This is a genomic window from Streptomyces sp. NRRL F-5122 (assembly GCF_001507435.1).
GTDB classification, from domain to species: Bacteria; Actinomycetota; Actinomycetes; order Streptomycetales; family Streptomycetaceae; genus Streptomyces; species Streptomyces lannensis.
Genome location: NZ_LMWH01000020.1, coordinates 1 through 6,817, shown reverse-complemented (window position 1 = coordinate 6,817; position 6,817 = coordinate 1). Strand labels below are relative to the sequence as shown.

Annotated in this window: 5 protein-coding genes; 3 read left to right on the top strand and 2 right to left on the bottom strand. The window is 63.9% G+C overall.

Annotated features, from left to right (window positions below; translation table 11 throughout):
- Together ADL25_RS04845 and ADL25_RS04840 are read right to left on the bottom strand one after the other, a co-directional pair.
- Window positions 1–477: acyltransferase family protein (locus tag ADL25_RS04845; protein WP_159044882.1), on the bottom strand; the 477-nt coding region annotated here is incomplete at its 3' end.
- Window positions 478–1,018: 541 nt separating this feature from the next.
- Window positions 1,019–1,690, bottom strand: coding sequence for a hypothetical protein (locus ADL25_RS04840; RefSeq protein WP_234380564.1), 672 nt, complete (start codon window positions 1,688–1,690; stop codon window positions 1,019–1,021).
- 2,485 nt (window positions 1,691–4,175) lie between these two features.
- On the opposite strand from ADL25_RS04840, the gene ADL25_RS04835 reads away from it, so the two are divergent.
- The 3 genes from ADL25_RS04835 to ADL25_RS45660 form a co-directional block, all read left to right on the top strand.
- Window positions 4,176–5,117 carry a ParA family protein gene (locus tag ADL25_RS04835; protein ID WP_059126367.1) on the top strand — a complete coding sequence of 314 codons (942 nt, stop codon included), beginning with the start codon at window positions 4,176–4,178 and terminating at the stop codon, window positions 5,115–5,117.
- The gene (locus ADL25_RS04830) at window positions 5,114–6,340 is read left to right on the top strand and encodes a ParB/RepB/Spo0J family partition protein (protein WP_059126366.1); all 1,227 of its coding nucleotides are present in this window, start codon (window positions 5,114–5,116) and stop codon (window positions 6,338–6,340) included. Before ADL25_RS04835 ends, ADL25_RS04830 begins: the two co-directional genes overlap by 4 nt.
- 258 nt (window positions 6,341–6,598) lie before the next feature.
- Window positions 6,599–6,817 (top strand): DUF2637 domain-containing protein (locus ADL25_RS45660; protein WP_159044881.1); only part of this gene is annotated, 219 nt, incomplete at its 3' end.

The window sequence follows — 6,817 nt, the reverse complement described above, 5'->3', positions numbered from 1 at the left end:
GCCGGTCTCGAAGTGCTCGCCCTGGACGAGGAAGGGGAACTCTTCGGGCTCCAGGTGCACGTCGTAGAAGCGGGGCAGGAAGCCGAGGTACGACTCGTGGTAGTCGGCGTCGGCCGAGCGCAGCCGCAGCCACTGCGGCAGCGGGTTCAGCGCGAGGGTCGCGAAGACCAGCGGAACGCCGAGCCGCAGCAACCGCTCCCTGGCGAAGCCGCCCGCGCCGCGGCGCTGAAGCGAGTGCCAGGCACCGAGGCCGGAGATGAGGAACAGCAGCGGCATGGCCCAGACGACCCCGAACCCGGCGATGATCATGATGGCTTCGGTGGTCTCGGCGTTCTTGACGTAGAAGTCGTCGTCGGCAGCGAATACGAGCGCCGAGTGGAAGAAGACCAGTCCGATCACGACCAGCATCCGGATCGCGTCCAGCTCCGGCCGCCGCTCCGGTAGCGGTGCCTGCGCCGGTTCAGTGCGCGTCGCCATGTCTGTCCCCCCGTCGCCTGTACGTCACCAGTGTTGGAAAGACGGCCGCCGGGCGCCACCCCCGCAACGGACTCCGCTCACATCGAAAATCAACTCTCGATACACGCTCCTAGGCGAGTTCCACGTGCTCGAGTACGGGCGGCCTGACGGCCCTTCGTTCCGTGCCGCCGTGCATGACCAGCGAAGCCAGGAGGCTCTGGGCATGTGGTTGGACCTGTGGAGTCACCGAATGACGGCCGTTGTTCGAGGACGTGGGCATCTATATGGCAGACCCCACCAGGTGCCCTGATCGCTGAAGGATTGGCCTCCTCCCGGATCAGTGCTGTCTGCGTCAGATCAAGGAACCAGATCGGTTGCGGCTTGATGGACACCTTGACGACCACCGCTCGATGAGCCACGAGCAGCTGAGCAGCAGCGCGATGCAACCCGTGATCTCGGCAACGAAACAGCGACGCAGTGGGCGATGGCCAGGCGGTGATTACGCCGTAATCACCGCCTGACACCTCAACCAGTGGGACAGTGTGAGGGAGGAGGCGTAGTTCTAGCCTTCCAGAGGGATCACCGAGGCAGCCGCAGCGAGTGCTGCCCGGGCCTCCTCTGTCATGGCGACCGGTTCAGCGGTGTGCTGTTCGAGCTTCCGCAAGGCCCGCACGGCCGCCCCCAAGTAGCGGCCTAGGCTGATCATCTGAGTAGGTGTGTCACAACTGGGCAGCACAGCCTCTACCTCATCGAGCCAGTACTCGGCGTCCTCGTCGAGGAGTAGGCCGTCTCGCTGGGATACGAGACTCTGAGCCGCAGGGAAGACGAGGCGGTGCCGCTGCTGGGCCGCGCTTTGGGCGCGTTGCTCGACGGCCATTTCCTTGGCGAGGCGCGACTCGGCGGCAGCGACCGCCTCAGGTGTACGGCGCAGACGGACTTGCTGCGGTCTGGCGTCACTGAGCGATGCTGCCCGCAGCCTCTTAGCCTTGTTGTACGCGGCGCTGGGGGCAGAGACAGCTAGTGCAGGGGCCAGCTGTGACCATTCGACCCCGGCTGCCCGAGCGTCGACGACGGCTTGGGCCTGATGGATCTCGGCGCGCTCGCGAAGGTACTCCCACAACTCCACGCGGTGCAGGGCTGCCTGCTTCTGGGACTCGACCGCGATTCGTCGGAGGGCACTGGCGTGCCTCTCTGCATACAGGAGCGCGGCGTAGATCTCGTTGTCTGCAGGCATGCGCTCGACGTTTGGGTCCTCCGCGTCCTCATGCAGCTGGCGGAGTCGACCAACCACTGCGACCGCATCCAGATTTCCGATCAGGACAGGCGCTTTGACCAGGGGACTTGCGGGTCGGGGGTTGCGGCGTTGTGGTTTGGCCATGCGTAGATTCTGCCCCCATGACAGCGATTCACAAACTGTGAATCGTCGTTAGGAGCGCCATGAGTCGAGGCCGAGGTTGTCGTCGACATGGCCCTGACCTGCGCCTTTTGAAGCTTCCAGGCAAAGGTTGCCCCCCAAGGCCAGCGGCGGAGACGCCTGTGCTGGGTGGTCCACCGGTCATACCGCTCGGGAACATCTCACTGGTGACTTCAGCGCGAAACTTCCATGCGTTCCGTTCAGAAGCATCCGGTCGTCGCGTAGAGGACGTCTCGTTGCAGTGGAGGGCAGCGGCCCACGAAATCCCACTCGACATCGGACAGCTCATCGCTCCTTGACGAAAGAGACATGAATGTCCCCTGCAGGTGCGTACCTCGTTTCGGGGCACCATGTTCGTGGTGGTAGGTCCAGTCAGCCCGTCTCGATGAGGGGCTGTATCTCTGTTTGGCCGAGAAGTTGCAAGCTTGCCCCACGGCCTACCGGACTGCCACGGGCTGTTGCGGCTGACCTGGGAGACGCGGCGAACTACCCAGGGCGGACCACGGTGGTATGGATGGACCGCAGATGCTGGGCAGGCCGAACGTGGGCTTGCTGGGCGGCTTTGGCGGCGGCATCTTTCGCCGTCGTGCTGGTGGCGTGGTGGTGCGCCGATGTGTGCATCTTGGCCACGTACACCAACCAGGCCTTTGTGTCGGACAGCTAGTTGCAGGCCAGCGCCTACGGGTCGGAACGCTCCATGGCGGTGTTTGTCACCGTGAGCCGCGCCGGCAGGGAAAGCATCTCCTACGTCGTGTTCTGCGCGGTAGTGTCGGCCACGTGCTCGACCTGGTCGCGGATAGTCGTTCCACCTGCGCCAAGGTTGTGTCGAGGTTCCCGCAGTCATCGATGTCGACCCGTGCTGCTGTCAGCGTCGCTTCGTTGATCAGATCCTCTGTTGTGCCGTGGCCAGTGCACGTCGCGCACCCACCTCGCTTCGTATCCTGCTTGCGGTAGTCGGTGCACAGCCGCACCCGTCGGTCCTGCCTGGCTGTCGCGGATTTCGAGACTGGCCAGCGCGACGGCTTCTCGGGACCGCCCCGCTCGATGGTGGCCTGCTCCCGCCCCTCCTGATCGTGCGACGGCTCTTTGTGGACGCTCTCGCGCAGCTGCCGTTCGTACACAGCGTGCCCGCAGCAGCTCCACCGCCGCGAACACGACTTCAAGATCATGCGGTGGCCAGGACGCCATCCCTCGTCTCTGCCGGCTCGAACCCGACGATGTGGCAGCCGACCGCACTGCGGCGCGATTTCTTGCCCCGGCTCCTGGGTGCTGCCCTTGCCCCGGCCCTGCGCTTGGTTGTGGCGCTCGCTGGTTGCGAACTCTTCGGGCTTCCTTCGCGTAGCAAGCCATCCGAGCCGCCAACCAGTGTCACCCAGCTCAGACTTGGATAGATGATCACTCTGCGCCTGACTGCGGCCCCAGTCTTGCCTGCGTGTAGCGGACCCGTACTCTCAGCTTTGCGTCACCCGCATGCCTGCCACGATTCGCGGCCGAGCCACAGTCCGGTCAGGATGGGATTGGCCCGTGCCTTGGTCTCCGTTGATCTCAGGTCGCGGGAAGCCGAGGCAGAGCACGCCTCAGGCCCTTCGGACAACAGGGCCGCATGGGGTGAGTGGCGTGCTCGTGCGGTCGAGATGCGCATATGCAGCCTCAGCCGAACTCGTCAGCGCAAAGGGCGAGGCAAGAGTGGCGAGGCGGATTTGAACGTCCTTGACTTGTCTCGCGTGTGACGCCTTGAGTCGGCACTTCCCTCCTCATTGAGAAGCCAACAGCCGCCTCAACGCGAACGGTTACCTGCTCGCTCAACCCATCGTCGTGTGCAGGCGCAGATGGTTGACTGATGCTGAGTCGCCGGCCATCGGGGAAGACAGGCAGGATACCGACAAGTGCCGTAGCGCGAAGGGCGCAGCGGCAAGGCCGCGGTTTACCGCGGTAAAGCACCAACCCCTCGTGATCCGATCCCTCCTGCTCACTTCCCCACGGCGGAGGAAACGGCTGCTGTTCACGCGGTGAAGGCGCCCCCGGTGTGCATCCTCTGCAGGCGATGTACCGCGGTAAATCGCTGGCTGATGCGAGGCAGATAGCCCTGCTACAGGAGGCTGCACTCCTTTGAGATCGCATCCGCGTGGCGTACAGCACGAGCCGACATCATTAACGGGTAATTCTGCCTAAATCGTTGCATCAATCCGCGAGGCTTCCCTACGCCGCATCCATGCCCGTGGCAGCATGTCGCCCGGTAGTAAGGATGCACTGTGCTGCCCCCAGGACGACCCGCACCATCGGCTAGGCGCACAGAGGAGGACGCATGCTCACAGATCAAGACGAAGAGGATGTTCCGATCATTCACCGTGAGAGCCTGAACAGAGTGTGGGTGGTCGCCAACGGCAAGGGTGGCGTTGGCAAGACGACGATAAGTGCGAACACGGGCGGGCTTGCTGCCGCGGGCGGTGCACGTGTCCTCATCGTCGACCTGAACGGCCAAGGCAATATCGGCCGAGAGCTCGGCTACCGCAACAGCGAAGTCGATGACGAGGGCAAGGCCCTGTATGAGGCGGTGATCAATGGCAGCTCCGTAGTGCCTGTCCCCAATGTCCGCCCGAACCTAGATGTGGCAGTCGGCGGCCCCTGGGTGGGCCGACTCCCCGACCACCTGTCCCTGAAGTACGAAGGACAGGCCAAGAAGCAGGCACTGATGCTTGCTGCGGCTTTGCAACAGGCATCAGGCAGCTATGACCTTGTCATCATCGACTCGCCACCGGAGAACCCGCCCCTGCAACAGTTGGCTCTCGCGGCCGCACGCTGGTTGATCGTTCCCGTGAAGTCGGACTCGGCCGCCATCGAGGATGGCCTTGGCGGGATCGCCCGGCAGTTCGGGCTCGTGCGTAAACAGGTCAACCCCTTCCTCGAGCTCCTCGGCATTGTGCTGTTCGCGTCTGGTGCCACGTCGACGGCGATCCGTCGTGGGGTCATCCAAGACGTCGAGCGGACGATTGGAGGCGCGCCGATGTTCAACAGCGTCGTCCGGCACTCCGAGGCTGTGGCTCGTCAGTCACGTCAACGTGGTCTTCTGGCGCACGAACTTGAAGAAGCCTCGGTGAACAACCCTGCCTTCTGGCAGGTGCGTGCGGGCGAGGCTTCCGCCGAACAGATCATCAGCCAGACGTCGAGCTCGGTTGCCGACGACTTGGCTACCTTGACGAGGGAGATGTTCACCCGCATGCGGGAGCGCGAAGGGGGTATGACATGAGCGGTCTTGAGGACGACGACCTGAGTGGATCGACAGCTGAGCTGTTCGGGATGGGCAGTGGCGCCCCGAGCGGTGCCAAGCGCGCGGCCGGCCTCAGTGACCTCCTGCGCGGGGGGACTCCCCCAGCATCGGCAGCCAGCCCAGTGACAAGTGGCAATGAGCAGACCGGCGCTCACTGGATTCCGGTCGATCTGTGTATCGGAAACCCGCGGAACCCGCGGGACGACTACGGTGACCTCTCCGACCTCAAAACGATCGTTGAGACTCAGCACTCGTCCTGCACCGGAGTCACTCCGGCTGCCTACCTGAAACTATGGCCTGAGGACACAGACAAGATCCCATCTGATGTCGACGTTGTCCTCATCACGGGCAACCGGCGGTTGAGGGCCAGCCGTAAGTACGGCCGTGAAAAGCTGCTGGTCGTCATCGACGATACGATCGCAGAGTCGAAGGCAAGACTGCTGCGCGCCGCGTACGACGAGAACACCGGCCGTCTCGACTTCGACCCGGTGGAAGAGGCGAAGGCAGCCTTGTCGATTGTCGACCAGTATCAGACGGCCAAGGAAGCGTGCGCCGCAGAAGGATGGACTGCTGGTTGGGTTTCCCAGCGCCGGGCCATCCTGCGCCTCCACCCAGACCTCCAAGCGTTGGTGCGCTCGAAAGCGCGCGGCGGCGACGGGATTTCGCTGCGTAAGGCTCGCTGGCTTGGCGCCCGTCCCGGTATCGATGCCATGGGCGCCGACCAGCAATTGGCGCTGCTCGACGGGTACTCCGGGGAAGCGCGTAAGCCGCGGAAGGTGTCGGAGGAACCGTCCCAGGTTGCGACAGCGGGTATGAAGATTCCCGCCCCAAGCGCGGAGTTGACTACCGCAGGAGACCACGACGGCGATCAGGAGCCCGGCACCGCTGGAAGCAGCAATGTCGCAGACGGATTTACCGCGGTAAACCGCCACCAAGATCAGCGGGCCGACACTGCGGCAGGCGGCACCGCAGCCGACCGGTATACCGCGGTAAACCAGGGGTCGCCGACGGCCTCCGATGGGCATACCGCCACACTCTCCGCAGTTCACATGCTGAGGGAGTTCGCCGACGCACTCTCCGGGCTGCCGCTACCGGCGGGATCCGATGTGGTTGATCGTGCTAAGGCCGAGGACCCAGAATCGACGCAAGTGGAACTGGCGCGCATCAGAGGTTGGGCCGCTGATCTGGAAAAGCTGCTCTGAAACGGGGACAACGTCAACTGATGCCGCTTGCAACGCATCGACGGCGGTACTAGCGGCGTGCACCACAAGCGGGGCCTCGGAACCTTAGGTCCGGGGCCTCGGCCTTCCCGGAAGAGCACCTGGCTTCAACAGCTGCAATCTCAGCCAGGGGAGACCGGGGGAGTGAAGCATCTGAGGCTCCTACGGATCACGTTTCGCTGCCGATCAGAACCTGTATCACCGATCGCCGCCGTCCACACTGGGCCACGTGAGAGTGTGATGACTGTCCAGTCAGGGCAGGCAGGGGAGGCAGTAACAGTGGCTGCGGGACCGGAGAAGACTCCAGTGACGTTCAGTCGCGTTCAACGCATCCTCATTACGGTGGTTATCACCGGTGCGGTCATCATCGCCGGGATCGGCTTCGCGGGCTCCTACGCGGCCGTACGCGAGCTGGCCATCAAGAAGGGCTTCGGGAACTTCGCCTACGTCTTCCCGATC